General features: G+C 75.1%; 11 protein-coding genes. 6 read left to right on the top strand and 5 right to left on the bottom strand.

The annotated features are described in order from the left end of the window. Positions 1 to 10 precede the first annotated feature (10 nt). On the bottom strand, positions 11 to 1,081 hold the full coding sequence (locus ACQRUO_RS26390) for a GDP-mannose 4,6-dehydratase (protein WP_428318560.1): 1,071 nt from the start codon (positions 1,079 to 1,081) through the stop codon (positions 11 to 13). 60 nt (positions 1,082 to 1,141) lie between these two features. After that, the gene (locus tag ACQRUO_RS26385) at positions 1,142 to 2,338 is read right to left on the bottom strand and encodes a UDP-N-acetylglucosamine--N-acetylmuramyl-(pentapeptide) pyrophosphoryl-undecaprenol N-acetylglucosamine transferase (RefSeq protein ID WP_428318574.1); all 1,197 of its coding nucleotides are present in this window, start codon (positions 2,336 to 2,338) and stop codon (positions 1,142 to 1,144) included. A gap of 160 nt (positions 2,339 to 2,498) precedes the next feature. Here ACQRUO_RS26385 and ACQRUO_RS26380 point away from each other — a divergent pair, with 160 nt between their 5' ends. Beyond that, complete coding sequence (locus ACQRUO_RS26380) at positions 2,499 to 3,188, top strand: response regulator transcription factor (protein ID WP_428318559.1); 690 nt, start codon at positions 2,499 to 2,501, stop codon at positions 3,186 to 3,188. After that, positions 3,185 to 4,561, top strand: a complete 1,377-nt coding sequence (locus ACQRUO_RS26375; RefSeq protein WP_428318558.1) for a HAMP domain-containing sensor histidine kinase — start codon at positions 3,185 to 3,187, stop codon at positions 4,559 to 4,561. Before ACQRUO_RS26380 ends, ACQRUO_RS26375 begins: the two co-directional genes overlap by 4 nt. Before the next feature lie 44 nt (positions 4,562 to 4,605). Here the strand turns inward: ACQRUO_RS26375 and ACQRUO_RS26370 are convergent, their stop codons facing one another. Next, positions 4,606 to 4,863, bottom strand: a complete 258-nt coding sequence (locus ACQRUO_RS26370) for a hypothetical protein (RefSeq protein WP_428318557.1) — start codon at positions 4,861 to 4,863, stop codon at positions 4,606 to 4,608. A gap of 145 nt (positions 4,864 to 5,008) precedes the next feature. Here ACQRUO_RS26370 and ACQRUO_RS26365 point away from each other — a divergent pair, with 145 nt between their 5' ends. Further along, positions 5,009 to 7,654: a Helicase associated domain protein gene (locus tag ACQRUO_RS26365; RefSeq protein WP_428318556.1), complete on the top strand. Its 2,646-nt coding sequence runs from the start codon at positions 5,009 to 5,011 to the stop codon at positions 7,652 to 7,654. Positions 7,655 to 7,675: 21 nt separating this feature from the next. Here the strand turns inward: ACQRUO_RS26365 and ACQRUO_RS26360 are convergent, their stop codons facing one another. Beyond that, positions 7,676 to 9,892, bottom strand: coding sequence for a hypothetical protein (locus ACQRUO_RS26360; protein WP_428318555.1), 2,217 nt, complete (start codon positions 9,890 to 9,892; stop codon positions 7,676 to 7,678). 99 nt (positions 9,893 to 9,991) lie between these two features. Between ACQRUO_RS26360 and ACQRUO_RS26355 the strand changes: the two genes are divergently transcribed. Beyond that, a complete protein-coding gene (locus tag ACQRUO_RS26355; RefSeq protein ID WP_428318554.1) occupies positions 9,992 to 10,567 on the top strand; it encodes a pyridoxamine 5'-phosphate oxidase family protein in 576 nt (191 codons plus the stop codon). Positions 10,568 to 10,831: 264 nt separating this feature from the next. Here ACQRUO_RS26355 and ACQRUO_RS26350 read toward each other — a convergent pair whose 3' ends face one another. Further along, positions 10,832 to 13,678: an AfsR/SARP family transcriptional regulator gene (locus ACQRUO_RS26350; protein WP_428318553.1), complete on the bottom strand. Its 2,847-nt coding sequence runs from the start codon at positions 13,676 to 13,678 to the stop codon at positions 10,832 to 10,834. A 248-nt stretch (positions 13,679 to 13,926) separates the two neighbouring features. On the opposite strand from ACQRUO_RS26350, the gene ACQRUO_RS26345 reads away from it, so the two are divergent. Together ACQRUO_RS26345 and ACQRUO_RS26340 are read left to right on the top strand one after the other, a co-directional pair. Continuing rightward, positions 13,927 to 14,205: an alkyl sulfatase C-terminal domain-containing protein gene (locus ACQRUO_RS26345; RefSeq protein WP_428318552.1), complete on the top strand. Its 279-nt coding sequence runs from the start codon at positions 13,927 to 13,929 to the stop codon at positions 14,203 to 14,205. 69 nt (positions 14,206 to 14,274) lie between these two features. Continuing rightward, positions 14,275 to 15,051 carry a YqjF family protein gene (locus tag ACQRUO_RS26340; RefSeq protein WP_428318551.1) on the top strand — a complete coding sequence of 259 codons (777 nt, stop codon included), beginning with the start codon at positions 14,275 to 14,277 and terminating at the stop codon, positions 15,049 to 15,051. The last annotated feature ends 76 nt before the right edge of the window (positions 15,052 to 15,127 follow it).

Below are 15,127 nucleotides of genomic sequence, written 5' to 3'. Positions count from 1 at the left end.
CGCTCCGCACTCACACCTGGTAGCGCTCCGGCGCGAACAGGTGCAGGTGCTCGGCGACCCACGTGGAGGTCCGGCGCAGCCCCTCCGTGAGGCTCACCTGCGGCTGCCAGCCGGCCAGTTCGCGCGCCTTGCGGTTGTCGGAGAGCAGCCGCTCCACCTCGCTGCCGCCCGGGCGCAGCCGGCTCGGGTCGACCACGACCTCGGCGTCCCGGCCGGAGACGGTGATCAGGGCGGCGGCCAGGTCACCGATCGACACCTCGCGGCCGCTCCCCAGGTTGACCACCTCGCCGAGGGTCCGATCCGCCCGGGCGACGGCGAGGAAGCCCTCGGCGGTGTCGGTGGCGTAGGTGAAGTCGCGGGTCGGGGTCAGCGAGCCGAGCTTGATCTGCCGTGCCCCGGAGTGGAGTTGGGCCAGCACGGTGGGGATCACGGCGCGGGCCGACTGGCGCGGCCCGTAGGTGTTGAACGGGCGGACGACCGAGACGGGCAGCTCGAAGGCGTGCCAGTAGGAGAGCGCGGTCATGTCCGCGCCGATCTTCGAGGCGGAGTACGGGGACTGCGGCTGCAGCGGGTGCTTTTCGCTGATCGGCGCGGTGATCGCGGTGCCGTAGACCTCGCTGGTGGAGGTGTGCAGCAGCCGGGCGCCGTGGCGCAGGCAGGCGGCGGCGACGTTCTGGGTGCCGACCACGTTGGTCTGCACGTAGGCCTCGGGGGCCAGGTAGCTGTACGGGATGCCGATCAGCGCGGCGAGGTGGAAGACGGTGTCGCAGCCGGCGACCGCGTCCAGCACCCGGCCGGCGTCCCGGACGTCGCCGGCCAGCATCTCGACGGTGCCGCGCGCCGCGCCGCCCGGCAGCGCACCGCCCGGGCGGGTGGCGTCGGCGGTGGGCAGGTAGCGGCTCAGGTAGCCGCGCTCGGCGTACGGCTTGTAGTGCACCAGGGCCCGGACCCGGGCGCCGCGCTCGACCAGCAGGTCGACCAGGGTGCTGCCGATGAAGCCCTCGGCTCCGGTGACCAGGACCGTCCGCCCGGTCCAGTCCTGCGCGGGCGCTTCGGTCGAGGTGGGAAGGGTGGTGTGCATGTGGTCCTCCAGGTGGGGGTCGAACGGGTGGGGGTGGAAACCGGGTCGGCCGGCGCGGGGTCAGCGGCCGTGGGCGCCGGCGGGGCCGTGCGGTCCGAGGGCGCCGTACCGGCCGTAGGGGTCGTGCTGTGCGCCGCCGAGGCAGGCCTCGGCGGTGGCGGGTGCCCGCCGCACGGTGGCCAGCACCTTGGCGGCCAGCAGGTCGGCCGCCCGGGCGTGGGTGCCGGGGTCGGCGGCCCGGGCCATCGCCGCCAGCCGGGCCGGGTCGGCCAGCAGCGGTTCCAGCAGCCCGGCCAGCCGTTCGCCGGTGCACTCACCGTCGGGCAGCAGCACCCCGGCGCCGGTGTCGGAGAGCACCCGGGCGTTGTGCGTCTGGTGGTCGTGCGGGGCGTGCGGGTAGGGCACCAGCACCGCCGGCATCCGCACCGTGGACAGCTCCGCGACGGTGGCCGAGCCGGCCCGGCAGACCATCAGGTCGGCCGCCGCGTAGGCCAGGTCCATCCGGTCCAGGTAGGCGACCGCCCGGGCCGTCGGGTGGCCCGCCAGCTGGGCCCGCACCTGCTCCAGGGCGGCCGGCCCGGTCTTGATCAGCAGCCGCCGGTCGGTGCGGTTCCGCCAGCGCCCGGCCAGCTCCACGGCCGCCTCGGTGAGCCGGGTGGCGCCGAGGCTGCCGCCGTTGAAGACCACCAGCCGGGCCTGCGGCGGCACCTCGAAGTGGCGGCGGGCCGCCTCGCGCAGGGCCGTCCGGTCCAGTGCCGCCACCGCGCCGACCAGCGGCATCCCGACGGTCGTCACCTCCCGCCCGGCCGGCAGGTGCGCCCGGGTGCGGTCGAAGGCGAGCGCCACGTGCGGGGTGAGCCGGGCGGCGAACCGGTTGGCCCGCCCCGGCACCGCGTTCGACTCGTGCACCACGCTCGGCAGCCCCGCCAGCTGGGCGCCGACGATCACCGGGGCGCTCGGGTAGCCGCCCATCCCGACCGCCACCTGCGCGCCCTGCGCCTTGAGGATCTCCCGGCACTGCCGCCCGGCCCGCAGCAGCGCGGCCGGCAGCAGGTAGCGCCGCAGCCCGAGCGCGCGGTCGAAGGGGATCATGTCCACCGTGTGCAGGCGGTAGCCCGCCTCGGGGATCAGTCTGGTCTCCAGGCCGCGCTCGGTGCCCACGAAGGAGACCACCGTCCGCGGGTCGGCCCGGCGCAGCGCCTCGGCCAGCGCCAGGCCCGGGTAGATGTGCCCGCCGGTGCCGCCGGCGCCGATCACCACCGAGAGGGGCGCGTCGCGGGGGGCCTGGCGGCTGGGGTGCCGGGCGGGGTGCCGGGCGGGGTGCCGGGGATACGTTCCGTCGTCTGTCCGCATGGCACCGCAGCCTGGCGAGCCGGGATAAGAGAGTTCTCAGAGTCGGTTTGAGAGGGTTGTCCCCATGAGCAACGGGCAGAAGGTGCTGGTCGTCGACGACGACCCGGAGGTGCGCGCGGCCGTCGAGGACGGTCTGGCGATCGAGGGCTACCGGGTGCGCGGTGCCGGCGACGGGCTGGCCGCGCTGACCGAGGTGGCCGGCTGGCAGCCGGACGCGATGGTGCTCGACCTGCTGATGCCGGTGCTCGACGGGCTGGCGGTCTGCCGCCGGCTGCGGGCCCTCGGCGACCGGATCCCGATCCTGGTGCTGACCGCCCGCGACTCGGTCAGCGACCGGGTCGACGGTCTGGACGCCGGCGCCGACGACTACCTGGTCAAGCCGTTCGCGCTGGACGAGCTGACCGCCCGGCTGCGCGCCCTGCTGCGCCGCAGCGCCCCGGCCGCCGAGGAGGAGGACGGCTACCGGTTCGCCGATCTGCTGGTCGACCCGCGCACCCGCACCGGCACCCGGGGCAGCCGCCCGCTCGACTTCTCCCGCACCGAGTTCGCCCTGCTCGAGGTGCTGCTCCGGCACCCGGGCCAGGTGCTCCCACGCGAGCTGATCATGGAACGGGTCTGGGGCTCCGACTTCGGCCCCGACTCGAACTCGCTTGCCGTGTACGTCGGTTACCTGCGCCGCAAACTGGAGGCGGGCGGCGAGCCGCGGCTGGTGCACACCGTGCACGGGATCGGCTACCGGCTGGACCGCGCATGAGGGCCCACGCCCGCTGGCCCCGCCGCCGCCCGCTGCGCACCCGGCTCGCGCTGGCCTGCACCGCCGCGGTCGCGGTGGTCGCACTCGGGATCAGCGCGGCCGCCTTCAGCATCGTCCGCTACGAGCTGGAGCACCAGCTCGACCTGCACCTCACCCAGCAGGCCACGCTCTTCCAGCAGCAGAACCGCACCCTGCCCCCGCAGGTCAGCTACGGCGAGTGCAGCTACCTGGCCGCCCCGGCCTGCACCCAGATCGTGCCCGCCGATCCCGCCAAGGACCCGGCCCAGCCCTACCTGCTGCCGGTCACCGCCGCCACCCGGCAGGTCGCCGACCGGCAGCGGCCCGGCTACTTCACCGACCTCACCATCGCCGGCCACCCCGCCCGGATGCTCACCACGCCCATGACCACCGCGCCGGCCGGCGTCCACCAGGCGGTGCAGGTCGCGGTGCGCGCCGACACCGTGCAGCAGGGCGTGCGCCAGGCGGGCGAGCTGATGGTGGCCGTCGCCGCCGTCGGCGTGCTGCTGGCCGCCGCCCTCGGGTACACCGTGGCCCGCACCGGTCTGGCGCCGGTCGCCCGGCTCACCAGGACCGCCGAACGGATCGCCGACACCCGGGACGCCGGCCTGCGGATCGACCTGCCGCCCGGCCGCCGCGAGGACGAACTCACCCGGCTGGCCGGCAGCTTCAACACCATGCTGGGCGAGCTGGAGCAGTCCGTCACCGCCCAGCGCCGGCTGGTCGCCGACGCCTCGCACGAGCTGCGCACCCCGCTCACCGCGATCCGCACCAACGCCGAACTCCTCGCCCGCGGCGACCGGTTGACCGACGCCCAGCGCGAGCGGGCGGCCGCCGGCCTGCACCGGCAGCTGCGCGAGGTCACCGGTCTGGTCAACGACCTGATCGAGCTGGCCCGCGACGAGGAGCCACAGCCCCTGCTGGAGGAGGTGCGGCTCGCCGCCCTGGTCGCGCACAGCGTGGCCGCCGCCCGCGACCACTGGCCGGCGATCACCTTCACCCTGACCGACACGGCGGGCGAGCGCACCATCGCGGGCGTCCCGGCCCGCCTCTCCCGGCTCTTCGCCAACCTGCTGGACAACGCCGCCAAGTTCAGCCCGCCGGGCGGGGTGGTCGAGGTGCGGCTCACCGCCGCCCTGGAGCTGACCGTCCGCGACCACGGCCCCGGCATCGCCCCCGAGGACCTGCCGCACGTCTTCGACCGCTTCTACCGCGCCTCGGCCGCCCGGGCACTGCCCGGCTCGGGCCTCGGCCTCGCCATGGCGCGGCAGATCGCCCGGGCCCACGGCGCCACGCTGACCGCGGAGAACGCGACAGGCGGGGGCGCGGCCTTCCGGGTGGCATTCGCCGGCTGAGGCCGGGCGGACCGGGTCGGGCGCGGAGATTCGGGCGGGTGCGGCTACCGCCTCCCCCGCACCGCCCGGGCGGCCAGGCCACGGCTGGTCAGCACGGCCGCGGCGAGGCCGAGCACCGCGGCCACCCCGACCACCACGTGCCGCCCGCCCACGCCGAGTGGCACCGCCGGCTGCAGCACGTGGTAGCCCAGCACCACGAGCGCCGCCGTCGCCAGCCCGGCGCAGAAGCCGACGAAGGCGTCCAGCTGGTCACCGTTGCGGGTCCGCCGCTCGGTCCGGCGCGGTTCGCCGCCTGCGATCATGACAATCCCCTTCCCCCCATGGTCCCGACCGTCCCCCGGTCTTCCTCGATCATCGCTCATGAACGGAGCATCGGCGGACATTTGCCGAACGTGTGGTGGCAGGATCGGTGTCACCACCGCCCCCGACCGCACCGCAAGGACCACCGTGGACGCCACCGCCCCCACCACCCCCGCCGCCCACCCCGAGCAGGAGCAGCTGCCGGTGGTGCGGCCGGGCGGCGGGGTGACGCTGCGCGGGCACCAGCAGGAGGCACTGGCCGCGATCGTCCGGGCCCTCACCCCGGAGGCGGGCCGAGCGGTCCCGCCCACCGGCCTGCGTGCCACCGTCCAGATGGCCACCGGCTCCGGGAAGTCCTACGTCGCGGCGGCCGCCGCCCGGAAGCTGGCCACGCGCGGGGCGGTGCTGGTCGTCGTCCCCACCCTCGACCTGCTGCTGCAGATGACCGCCTCCTGGCAGCAGGCCGGCCGGGCCGGGCGGATGTACGCGGTCTGCAGCCTCACGCCCGGCGCGCTGCCGTACGGGATCGCGGGCACCACCAACCCGCTGCAGATCGCGCTCTGGCTGGCCCGGGCGCAGCGGGCCCGCCGGCCCGTCACGCTCTTCGCCACCTACGCCTCGGCCGGCGCGGTCGCCGAGGCCTACCGCACTCCGCAGGGCCTGCTGCCGGGCCCGCTCGCGCCGGTGGAGCTGCTGGTCTGCGACGAGGCGCACCGCACCAGCGGCTCGGCCGAGAAGTCCTGGACCGTGGTGCACGACCAGCAGGCGATCCCGGCCGACCGCCGGCTCTACCTGACCGCCACGCCGCGGATCTGGGCACCGCCCGCCTTCCGCAGCCGGCGCCGCGGGATGGTCCGGCCGCTCGCGCCGGACCTGGTCTGCTCGATGGACGACGCGGCCGTCTACGGGCCGCAGGTGCACACCCTGGGCCTGGCCGAGGCGATCGACCGGAAGCTGCTGGCCCCCTTCGAGATCGTGGTGCTGGAACTGCGCGACCCCGCGCTCAACCCGGAGCTGGCCCGGCGCCAGCCGGTGCCCTGGGGCGCGGGCGCCGGCGAGAGCGCGGACGAGGACCGGGTGCGCCCGGAGCGGATCGCCGCCATCCAGGCCGGGCTGGTGCGGGCCTGCGCCACCCGCGGGCTGCGCCGGGTGATCACCTTCCACACCCGCACCATCGAGGCCCGCTACTTCGCCGAGACCCTCAACCAGACCGTCGAACGCCTGCACGCCGAGCACCCGGGCGAGTTCCCCGCCGAGGTCTGGTCGGAGTGGGTCTGCGGGGAGCACGAACCCGGCTACCGCGCCTCGGTGCTGCGCGGGTTCGCGCACGCCCAGCGGCGCGAGGGCCTGGCGCACGCGGTGCTGGCGAACTGCCGGGTGCTGGGCGAGGGGGTGGACATCCCGGAGGCGGACGGCGTGCTGCTGCAGGGCCACGGCTCGATGGTGGACATCGTCCAGGCGATCGGGCGGGCGCTGCGCACCGCCCCGCACGGGACCAAGACCGCCTCGCTCATCGTCCCGGTCTTCCTGGGCGACGGCGAGGAGCCCGGCGACCTGCTCGGTTCGGACTCCTACGCCCCGCTGATCCGGATCCTGACCGCGCTGCGCTCCCACTCCGCCCGGCTGGTCGAGGCGCTGGCGGTGCCCCAGCAGGGCGAGGCCCGGACCAAGGGCAGCAGTCCGGTCGCGGTCCGGGCCCCGGGCGAGGGGTGGCAGGGGGCCGCGGACGAGCCGGCGTTCACCCTGCCGGTGCGGTTCCGGACGCCGGTGGACGCCGACACCCTTGCGCTCTTCGTCCGGCTGCGGGTGCTCACCGGGGAGTCGGCCGCCTGGCGGGAGGGGATCGAGCAGGCCCGCAGCTGGCACGCCGAGCACGGCTCGCTCGACGTCCCGTACGCCACCGTGGTCGGCGGGACCACCGGCACCGCCGGCCGCAGCGGCGAGGCCGGGGTCTTCCCGCTCGGCAAGTGGCTCTCCGACCGGCGCGGTGACCGCGCGGCCGGCACACTCGCCGAACACCGGGTCGAGCAGCTGGACGAGTTGGGCATGGTCTGGTCGATCCCCGACGCCCGCTTCGACGCCGGACTGGCCTGGGCCCGGGTCTGGGCCGCCGAACACGCCGGCTCGCTCGCCGCCCCGGCCCGCGCCTCGATCGGCGGCTTCGCCATCGGCCAGTGGCTGGCCGTCCAGCGCGCCGCGGCCGCCCTGCCGCCCGGCGCCGAGGGCGCGCTCGACCCGGCGCGCCGCCGCCGGCTGGAGCAGCTCGACCCCTGGTGGAACCCCGGCTGGCCGATCACCTGGCAACGCGGCTACGCCACCGCCAGGTTGTGGTGGCTCGCCGCGGACGGCCGGGCCGACTGGCCGGCCGTGCCGCTCGAGACGGAGTACGAGGGCGAGCAACTCGGGCGCTGGGTCGCCACGGCCCGCGCCCAGTGGTCCGAACTGGCCGAGGAGCAGCGGGACCTGCTGGCCGCGCTCGGGATCGGGGAGGACCCGGACCTGGCCGCGGCCCGCACCGCCGCGGCCGCGAAGGCCGCGGGCCGGCGCAGCCAGGCGGACCGGTTCCGGCAGGGCGTGGCCGCCCTGGCGGAGTTCGTCCGCCGCGAGGGCCACGCCCGGGTGCCGCGGGGACACCGCGAGGTGCTGGCGGCGGCCGGCCGCGAGGAGGACGGCGCGGTGGAGGTGGAGGTGGAGGTGGCGCTGGGCGTGTGGCTCAACAACACCAAGGCCCGCCGCGCCCGCCTCGCCGAGGACCAGCTGACGGCGCTGCGGGAGCTGGGCGTCGAGTGGTGAGGGGGCGGGGCGGCGGCGGGGTCACTTGCCGCCCTGGTGCATGCCGCCGTCCTGGCTGACGCCGGCCTGGAAGCCGAGCTGCGCCGACTGTCCGACGTTCGATGAGACGCTCCCGTCCGGGTCGAGGGTGGTGCCCTGGAGCGCGTTCTGCACCGCCAGCTGGGCCGCCTGGGCGGCCTTGGTCTGGCCCGAGGTGATGATGTCGGTGGCCGCGTTGACGGTCGCCGCCGTGCTGTCGTGGTGGAAGCTGCTGCCCATGTTCGAGATCATGCCGCTGATCTGGTTGTTCGCCAGTGGACCGAGGACCGGGACGCTGCCGATCTCCTTGCCCAGCGTCATACCGTAGATCGTGTTGGCGATGCCGGTGTTGTTGTCGATCGCCGAGTTGTAGGCGGCGTCCGACTGCCACCCGTTCTGGGCGACGGCGTTCGCGCGCGCGTTGGCGAGGATGCCGCTGATCTTGCTGCCCTGCTCCGCGACGCGGTTGAGGTTGTCGTTGAGCGGACCGGGCTGGCCCACCGTGTTGTGCAGCTGCCCCGCCGTGTACCCGTTCTGGGCCTGCACGAGGACGCCGTAGGCGTTCGGGTCCCGGCCCAGGCTGTCCAGCAGGTGGATGGTGTTCGCCTGGGCGGTCGGGTCCTGGCCGAGGTTCAACGGGGTGCCGAAGGTGGTGAGCTTGTCGCCGGACGGGAAGTTCGCGGCCTGGTCGACGTCGCCGATGTAGGAGGCGGTGACATGGGCGAGGCTGCCGTTCAGGCCGGCGTAGTTGCCCTGGAGCAGGCTGGGGTTGCTGCCGAAGGTGTTGACCACCTGCTTCATCACGGCGTTGGTGGCGTCCGTGTGCGGCGGGATCTGCGTCCCGTTCGGCGCGTCCCACGCCATGCCCGTCGTCGCGGCCTGCAGCGCGTGCCCCAGCGCCGTCGGCTCGTCGCCCATGCTCGCGCGCCGGCCGTCCATGTTCCAGTTGCCGCTGTCCGGCAGCAGCGGGTTCTTGTTGCCGTCCGTGAGGAACGACAGGTTGTCGGCGTTCTGGAAGTACTGCGTCGCCGCTGCCGGGCTGTGCCCCAGCCCCTCCAGGACGCCCGTCATGGGGTTGAAGCCGGAGCCGTTGCCGAGGAAGTTGAGCCTGACGTCGAAGCGGCTGGGCTCCGGTGCGGCCTGCGACCACATGTAGGGGTTCTTCCGCGTCAGTTGGGTGACGTCGTCCGCGATCGGGTTCAGGAAGTGCGGGTCGTAGGTCCCGGTGCGCAGGATGCTGCCCAGGATCTGGTAGCCGTAGGGCCGGGGGCCCAGGCCGGCGGGGCCGCCGTCGGTCAGCTGGATCTGCTGGGCGCCCGCCGCGCGCAGCTGGGCCTCCCACTGGTCGGACAGGTGCGGCCAGGTCTGGGTGTTGGTGGCGCTGGCCAGCGAGGTGCCGAGCTGGCCCTGCATGTCCTTCAGGATGTCCAGGCGTGCCTGGTCGGGCTGGTCGGTGACGGTCGACCGCTCGGAGAGCTGGCCCCAGAACTTCAACGTCTCCTGCGGGCCGAGCTTGTTGTAGAACTCCGTGGTGAACGTGGGGTCGTTGGCGTGCGCCTTGAGCAGCGCGTCCAGCTGGGCGAGTTGGGCATCGGTCAGCTTGTCGCCCTGGGCGGCCAGGGACGCGGCCTGGGTGGCCGCCTGGTCGGCCTTCTCCTCGGCGATGCCGCCGACCGGCGCGGCGTTGAAGTTCTGCTGGTCGGTGCCGGTGTCCGCGGCCAGCGCCGCCGCGGCCGTCTGGTCGGCGTCGGTGGCCTGCTGCAGCACCGTGGTGATCCGCTGCGATATGCCGCCGGCCGCCTGGGCCATCGCCTGCTGGTAGTCCTCGTGGACGCCGGCGTTGTGCGGCAGGTCCGTGGGCGTGGGCCAGGTGACCTGGCTGCCGTCGGCCGAGATCGTCAACCCCTGGCCCTGCGCGTCCTGCTGGATCTGCCGCAGGGTGCTCTGGAAGCCCGCGAACTGGTCATGGGCGTCACGCAGCGCCTTCGCGATCGCGCTGGTCTCGTTGAACGCCGCCTCGATCTGGGTGCGCGCCTGGGTCAACTGCCCCACCGCCGCCTGCGAGGCCGGGCCCGACCACCCACTGGCGGACAACGGGGTGACCACCTCGCCCTGGAAGTCCGAGTCGTATTCCCACTTCCGGACCAACTGCTCGAAGTCCGTGGCGACCGTGTCCAGCGCCGAGAGATTGGTGTTGGCGAGCTCGTCGTACGTGACCATGCGGCTGTCTGCTTCCCCGTCCCCGTTGGATACTTCAGGTACTTCAGGTACTTCAGCTGGTTCGGCTACGTCAGGCAGTTCGACCGATGGGACCGTGACATGGGAAAGACCTACCCGCTCCTCGACGACCGCCTGCGCGACTTCATCCGGCAGCAGCCATTGTTCTTCGTGGGCACCGCGCCGTCCACCGGCGGCCATGTGAACATCTCGCCCAAGGGGTACGCCGATACCTTCACCGTCCTCGACGACACCACGGTGGCCTACCTCGACCTCGACGGGAGCGGCGTCGAGACCGTCTCCCACCTGCGGGACAACGGCCGGATCACCATCATGTTCTGCAGCTTCGACCGTCGGGCGAGCATCCTGCGACTGTACGGGACCGGGCGGGTGGTGACCTACCGGGAGCCCGAATTCCCCGACCTGCTCGCCAGGTTCGGGACACGGCCCGGGGTGCGGTCGATCGTCGTGGTGGAGTGCGAGCGGATCGCGGACTCGTGCGGGTGGAGCGTGCCGCGGATGTCGCTGGTGGAGGAGCGCAGCACGCTCGACCGCTGGGCGGTGCGCGAGGACGTGCGCGAGCGCCGCGGGATCCGGGCGGCGGGCGACCGGGTGAGCATCGACGAGCTGCCCGGTTTCGTGGGCGGCGAGTACGACCCGACCGGGCGGCCCTCCTGACCTCGCGTGCCCCCGGGCGCGGTGGTCGTCGGCCGAGTCGAGAGCCCTCCCCCCGTGAGGGCCCTCGACTCGGCCACCGTGCTCCCGCCGGAGGGGGGCGGTCGAAGCGGGGAGCACGACCGCTGCCCGACCGCTACCGGCGAGCCCCGAGCACATGGGTCCGGCCGGCCGCGGCGGGCGGCGGTGTGGAGAAGCCTAGGGACGGGCGTCCTTGATCCGTCCTAGGTCCGTCCTACCCCGCCCGGCCCAGCCACCCCGCCCGTCCTACCCCGCCCCGCCGGCCAGCCGGGCGGCGACCTGGGCGGCGCGCGGCTCGCCCAGCTCCGCGAAGATCGCGTGCGCCGCCCGCCAGTGCTCGGCGGCCGCCGCCGGCTCCCCGGTGGCGGCGTGCACCCGACCCAGCACGTCCAGCGCCACCGCCTCGTCGACCCGGTTGCCGGTCTCCCGGCAGACCACCAGGCCCTGCGCCGCCTGCTCGGCCGCCTCCGCGGTCCGGCCGAGCAGGCAGAGGGTCTCGGCGACGTTGCTCAGCCCGCGGCCGATCGAGAACCCGTCGCCCTCGACGCGGTGGACGGCGAGCGCCGCGTGGAAGTGGGTGAGGGCCAGCTCGGGGCGGCCCAGCTGCTTGTGGGCCTCACCCAGGTTGGTGTGCGCGGCGGCGGCCCCGATCGGCAACCCGATCTCGTCGAAGATCCGCACCGCCCGCTCCAGGATCCCGACGGCGCTCGCCGCCCGGCCCGACTCCACCTGGATGTAGCCGAGGTTGATCAGGCAGGAGGCCTCGCCGCGCACGTCCCCGAGGCCGGCCCGGATGTCCAGCGCCTCGGCGAGGCAGTCCAGCGCCTCCGGCAGCCGGCCGGCCGCCTGGTAGGCGATGGCGAGGTTGTTGAGCACCCAACCGGTGGCCTCCTGGTCGCCCAGGCTGCGGGCGCTGGCCAGCGCGGTCTCGGTGCAGTCGATCCAGCCGTGGTGCTCGGTGCGCTGCCGGAACAGGTCCCACATGGTGATCGGCAGCTTCCAGGCGATCTCGTGGCAGCCGGTGCAGGCCGCCTCGGCGACCGCCGCCAGCAGGTTCCCCTGCTCGCTCTCGAACCAGGCCAACGCCCGCTCCGGCGCGGCGAAGTCGAGCGGGCGGGCCGCCGGCGGGCCCTGGTCGAGCGGCACGTGACGGCGGGTCGGGTTGATCGCCCGGGAGGCGGCGGCGCTGGTGTGCAGGTACCAGGTGAGCATCCGGTGGGTCGCCGCCCGCCGTTCGGCCGCCGGCTCCTGGGCCAGCGCGCACTCGCCCGCGTAGACCCGTAGCAGGTCGTGCAGCAGGTAGCGGCCGGCCCGGGGCGACTGGAGCAGGTGGACGTCGGCCAGCGCGTCCAGCACGTCCTCGACCTCCGCCGTCGGCTCGGCCAGCAGTGCGGCGGCGGCCGGCAGGCTGATCGACGGCCCCGCCCAGAGGCCCAGCCGGCGGAAGGTCCGGGCCTGGTCGGTCGGCAGGTTGCGGTAGCTCACCGCGAAACTGGCCCGCACCGCGCGGTCCTCGACGGCCAGTTCGCCGAGCCGGTCCCGCTCGTCCGCCAGCCGGCCTGCCAGGTCGGTGACGGTCCAGCCGGGCCGGGCGACCAGCCGGCTGGCCGCGAGCCGGATCGCCAGCGGCAGGCCGGCGCAGGCGGCCAGCACCTCCGTGACGGCAACCGGGTCGCCCGCGACCCGCTCCGGCCCGACGATCCTGGTGAACAGCTCCAGCGCCTCGGCGTCGGTCAGGGTCTCGACGTTGAGCCGGTGCGCGCCGTCCAGCCCGGGCAGCACGCTGCGGCTGGTGATCAGCACCGCGCAGCTGCCCGAGCCGGGCAGCAGCGGACGCACCTGGGCGGTGTCGCGGACGTTGTCGAGCAGCAGCAGCACCCGCCGCCCGGCCAGCGTGCTGCGGTAGAGCGCCTGGCGCTCCTCCGGGTCGGCCGGGATCTCCTCGGCCGCCAGGCCCAGGCCGCGCAGGAAGCGGGCCAGCAGCTCGCCGGGGTCGGCGGGCGAGCCGCCGGCGCCGTGCAGGTCGGCCTGCAACTGGCCGTCCGGGAAGCGGTCGAGCACCTGGTGGGCGACGTGCACGGCCAGCGAGGTCTTGCCGATCCCGCCGGTGCCGTCGAGTGCGGAGACCACCACCGGCGCACCGGGTGCGCCGGAGCCGGTGAGCAGGTCGCGCAGCCGGGCCACCAGGGGCTCGCGGCCGGTGAAGTCGGCGAGGTCCGCGGAGAGCTGACGGGGGACCACCGCGCCGGCGGGCGCCGCCGGCGCGGGCTCCTCGGGGGCGGGGCTGGGTGCGGCGGGAGCGGGAGGTGCTGGTGCAGCGAGGGCCGCGGGTGCGGCGGGCGACGGGGAGCCGCCCAGCGCCGGATCCGCGTTCAGCACCCGCTGCTGGAGCTCGCGCAGCGCCGGTGCGGGGTCGATGCCCAGCTCCTCGGCCAGCGCCCGCCGGGTGCGCTCGTACACCTCCAGGGCCTCGCGCCGCCGCCCGTCGCGGCAGAGCGCGCGGATGGCCTGCTCGGCCAGCTGCTCGTCGTGCGGGTGCCGGTCCAGCAGGGCGGCCAGTTCGTCGGCGACCTCGCGGTGGCGGCCGAGCGCGAGTTCCAGGTCCAGGCAACGCCGGTGCACCGCCAGCCGGGCCGTCTCCAACCGGTTCGCCTCGCCGGCCAGCACCCGGCCGGGCAGGTCCGCCAGCGCCGCGCCGCGCCAGTGGCCCAGGGCGCGCCGCAGCGCGGCGACCTCGGCCGCGCCGTCCGGGCAGTCCGCGGCCGCGCGCCGCTCCTGGGCGAAGGCGAGCAGGTCCAGCTGGTGGGTGGCGACCCGGATCCGGTAGCCGCCGCGCTCGGTGCCGATCAGGTCGGCAGGCGCACCGAGGGCGGTGAGGTTGCGGCGCAGTCCGGAGATGGCGTCCTGCACCTGGCGGACGGCGGTGGCCGGGCCCTCGTCGTCCCACATCACCTCGACCAGGCGCGGCAGCGGCACCACCTGGTTGGCGTCGAGCAGCAGCGCGGCGAGCATCTTGGCCTGGCGCGGACCGTTCAGCCGCAGCGGCTGTGCGTCGACCCGGGCGTGCAGCGGCCCCAGAACACCGAACTTCATGCCCCCGCGCCCTGTTTCCGTCCTCGCCTGGCGAGGCGCCCTCCCTGCGTTGGGTGCGAACCTACGGGAGAGCGCGCCCGGCTGTCCAGAGTCGGCGGACTCCCCCGGCGGGCCCGGTGCGGCTGCGACACAGACGCTCCGCGTGATCTCTTCGAGCCGCGTCAGGTGCCAGTCGGCGAAGGCCTGCCACGGTCCGCCCCGCTTCAAGTCGAGGAGGGACACCCGGCAGGCGGTCCGGTTCACCGCGAATGCCCGATGGAAGATCACATCCGGCGGAGACCTGGAGCCTGCTGCTCTCCAACGGCGCCCTCACCCCGATGGCCGGCGAGCCGCCCTGCGGCGAGGCCCCGCACGCCTCGCTGCGGCTGGCGCGCAGCACGCTGGACGCCGTGCTGGGCCGCACCACCACCTTCGCCGACGAGATCGTGGCGGGCCGGGTGCTGGTGGCGGGCGAGGTGCAGGCGCTGGTGGAGTTCGCCTCGTTCCTGACGCAGCCGGATCCGGACTTCGCGATCGTCACGCCGTAGCGGGGGCCGGGTGCCGGCGAGGGGCGGGGTGCCTGCGGCGGCCCGGAACGGCCGTGCGATTCTGACCCGATGCCGCTCGCCCCCGCCGCGCCCGAACCGACGGTCCCCGAACCGATCGTCCCCGAGCCGATAACCGCCGACCCGGTGCGCCCGGTGCCGGACACCCTGCTCACCCAGTCCTGGCTCGACCTCACCTTCCTGCACTGGGCCGCAAACCCCGCGGACGTGGCCCCCCTGCTCCCGGCCGGCACCGTCCCCGACACCCACGACGGGCTGACCTACGTCGGGCTGGTCGCCTTCCGGATGCACCGGATCGGCTGGTTCCGGCTGCCGGGCCTCCCCTACCTGGGCACCTTCCCGGAGACCAACGTCCGCCTCTACTCGGTGGACCCGCACGGCCGGCGCGGCGTGGTCTTCCGCTCCCTGGAGGCCTCGCGCCTGCTCCCGGTGCTGGTCGCCCGCACCGGCTTCCGGTTGCCCTACGTGTGGGCCCGGATGGCGATCCGGCACGAGGCCGACACCGTCAGCTACACCAGCACCCGCCGCTGGCCCGGCCCGCGCGGGGCGCGCAGCCGGATCGCGGTCCGGATCGGCGAGCCGATCGCGGAACCGACCGAGCTGGAGCACTTCCTGACCGCGCGCTGGGGCATGCACAACGCCTTCTTCGGCCGCCCGCTCTACCTGCCGAACACCCACCCGCGCTGGCCGCTGCACCGGGCCGAGCTGCTGGACTGCGACGAGGACCTGATCACCGCCGCCGGCCTGCCCGCCCCGGCCGGCCCGCCGGTGAGCGTGCTCCACTCCCCCGGCGTCCCGGTCCGCTTCGGCCGCCCGGGCGGTATCTGACGCCGTCAACCTCCACCCCCCCCCCCCCCCCCCCCCCCCCCCCCCCCCCCCCCCCCCCCCCCCCCCCCCCCCCCCC

Origin of the sequence: Kitasatospora sp. LaBMicrA B282 (assembly GCF_050325825.1) — a bacterium.
Classification (GTDB): Bacteria; Actinomycetota; Actinomycetes; order Streptomycetales; family Streptomycetaceae; genus Kitasatospora.
This window is presented reverse-complemented; position numbering and strand designations above follow the sequence as displayed.